This is a genomic window from Endozoicomonas sp. ONNA2, from assembly GCF_024606365.1.
Lineage (GTDB): Bacteria > Pseudomonadota > Gammaproteobacteria > Pseudomonadales > Endozoicomonadaceae > Endozoicomonas.
The window spans coordinates 1-1,920 of the sequence record NZ_JAHHPO010000872.1; the positions used below are offsets into that span (position 1 = coordinate 1).

At 59.1% G+C, this 1,920-nt stretch carries 2 protein-coding genes; both read right to left on the reverse strand.

All coding sequences use genetic code 11. The features are described from left to right. Window positions 1-24: 24 nt before the first annotated feature. Window positions 25-552: an ankyrin repeat domain-containing protein gene (locus KDK14_RS15525; RefSeq protein WP_257266082.1), complete on the reverse strand. Its 528-nt coding sequence runs from the start codon at window positions 550-552 to the stop codon at window positions 25-27. Further along, window positions 539-1,804: an ankyrin repeat domain-containing protein gene (locus KDK14_RS15530; RefSeq protein WP_257266084.1), complete on the reverse strand. Its 1,266-nt coding sequence runs from the start codon at window positions 1,802-1,804 to the stop codon at window positions 539-541. The genes KDK14_RS15525 and KDK14_RS15530 overlap by 14 nt, the downstream gene beginning before the upstream one ends. Window positions 1,805-1,920: the final 116 nt, after the last annotated feature.

Below are 1,920 nucleotides of genomic sequence, written 5' to 3' on the forward strand. Positions count from 1 at the left end.
TCGACGTTTATTATAGCAGCTGATTCATGACGTACGATCAGTGGTAATCAGGAACGTATTTGCCGTGTTCTGGGCCAGCAGAACCTGCAGGACACTCAATTGCCCATGCCGGGTGGCGACATGCAGGGGCGTCGAGCCGTCATCAGCCACAGCCCCGGGGTCAGCGCCATTGGTTATCAGGGCCTGTGCGATGTCCCGGAAGCCCCGCTCTGCGGCAATGTGTAAAGGCGTCAGGCCGTTCATGGCGGTAATGTTGACTTTTGCTCCGCTGGCGACCAGGTACTCTGTGATTGAAAAAAGTCCGTGCTGGACGGCACTGAACAGCGGTGTTTCGCCAGTATTGCGGGCAGCATGGATATCTGCCCGGGCCTTGATCAGGGTCACCATACACTCCTCGTTGCCATAATGGGCGGCGATGAACACGGGGGTTTCACCGGTAACCAGTCGGGCCTCAATATTCGCCTGTGCCTCCACCAGGGCCCCGGCGATGCTGGCGCGATCGTGCCGGGCAGCAAGATGCAGGGCAGTAGTGCCATCTTTAACAGGCAGCATCACGGTCTGCGCCACTGTTGATCAGGGCCAGTACAATCACCAGGTAGCCTGAACGCGCCGCCAGGTGCAGGGCCGTATAGCCATCGTTACTGATCCCATTGAGCCGGGTCCGGGTATCCTCCGCCAACAGCTGCAGACAGGTTTCATAACCACTGCTGGCGGCCATGTGCAGTGCCGTCCAGCCATCATTATCCGTGGTAGCATTTGGATCGGTCCGGGGGGCGTTGAGCAGTGTCTGCAAACACTGACTTTGGCCCCGGCGGGCGGCAAGATGGAGCGGGCTGGTCCCGTCCCCAAGGGCCTCATTGGGATGCACCCCGGCATCCAGCAGCAGTTGTGCGATGGTTGCATGGCCCTGGTAGGCACAGACAAGCAGTGGGGTCCAGCCACTCTTGCTGGCCTGGCCAGGAGACCCGCCGTTGACCAGCAGCACTTCCACACAGGCTTCCCGGCCTTCTTGGGCGGCAACATACAGGGGCGTTGAGCCGTCCTGGCAGCAGGCATCAGGATTGGCACCACACTTGAGCAACGTGGCAACCACCTCGGCGTGGCCAGCGCGGGCGGCCAGAAACAGCGGCGTTTCGCCGTGCTTCAGGATGGCATTGAGATTTGCCCCGCCCTCAAACAGGGCGTCTACCACCTCACCATGACCTTGTTCGGCGGCAATATGCAGGGCAGTTGCATGATGCTGGAAGGCAGTGTCGGGGGCAGCCCCAAGACTGAGCAGGAGGCCGACCATATGGGCATTGCCTTTCAGAGCGGCAATATACAGCGGCGGAGCGCAGTCCTTACCGGCGATGTCGGGGTTTGCGCCGGCCGCCTTCAGGGTTTTGACAATCTGCTCATGGCCATGGCTGGCGGCGACGGACAGCAAGAACACGTTATTACCGGTAACCGCCGACTTGAAGGGGTGGAGAACAATATCCGGAAAGGATTGCAAAAACGTCTGGAGGGTCTCGAGATCACCCGTTCTGCATGCCTGAAGCGGTTCTGCCTCACAATATTTGCCGGGCAAGCGAAATCCCACCGAAGCCTGACGAATCAGAGGTACTGCCGGTTGCTGACACACATAGCAGTTTCGTCCATGCAGGGATTGTTGATCAAGCCAGCGGGTAATGCACTGCAAGTGAAAAGGGTGATGGCAGGCGGTGGTGACCATCTCCCGTGGTCCAAACTTGTACACACTGCTTTCACGGCAGATGCCGCATAGTAGGGGTGGGGCGGTGGCTGTCGTGCTATTAATGGTTTTCATAGGAACTGTCCTGAAATAACTTCGACATTTCTGCAGACGCTACCCGCTACCCGAAAAGCTGGAACCACTTGTGCTTTTGCGGGCAGCGGGTGGCGGGCGACGGCATTTTCCCGGAC

Coding starts and splice junctions, on each gene's coding strand:
- KDK14_RS15525 (WP_257266082.1), bottom strand. CDS start 552: ATGCTGCCTGTTAAAGATGGCACTACTGCCCTGCATCTTGCTGCCCGG.
- KDK14_RS15530 (WP_257266084.1), bottom strand. CDS start 1,804: ATGAAAACCATTAATAGCACGACAGCCACCGCCCCACCCCTACTATGC.